The organism is Fluoribacter dumoffii NY 23 (assembly GCF_000236165.1).
In the GTDB taxonomy this organism is placed as follows: Bacteria; Pseudomonadota; Gammaproteobacteria; order Legionellales; family Legionellaceae; genus Legionella; species Legionella dumoffii.
The window spans coordinates 2,243,236-2,243,666 of record NZ_CM001373.1 but is presented as its reverse complement, the minus strand read 5'-3'; the positions used below and the strand labels follow the sequence as shown (position 1 = coordinate 2,243,666).

Sequence of the window (431 nt, the reverse complement as noted above, 5' to 3'; positions counted from 1 at the left end):
GTATTGATGAACATTTCTTTAGTAAGAAAGAGGGTTTTGCTACTACGTTATGTGACCTGAGAAAGCATAAAGTCTTTGATGTAGTTCGTGGTCGAAGTGAAGGGGATTTAAAAGACTATCTGCAACAGCTGCCTGGAAAAGAACGAGTTAAAGTCATCTGTATGGACTTAAGCAGTACTTATCGGTCTATTGTAAAAAAATACTTTCCTAATGCAATGATAGTTGCCGATAGATTCCATGTAATCCGTTTAATTCAACATCAATGTATGATGACTTACCGAGAACTCTCCAGTGAAATAAAAAGCAATAGAGGTATCTTAGCCTTATTGAGAACAAGGTGACGTGGTCAAGCAAATTTGTACACCCCAGTTAAGCCACTTTTTTCATTAACCCCCAGTACCGATTTTCAAATTGATTCGGACTTAGATAAT

Annotated in this window: 1 pseudogene; it reads left to right on the top strand. The window is 36.9% G+C overall.

Annotation, left to right across the window (positions count from 1 at the left end):
• A pseudogene (locus tag KYQ_RS18340) lies at window positions 1-335 on the top strand (ISL3 family transposase); the annotation flags it as partial.
• Window positions 336-431 lie beyond the last annotated feature (96 nt).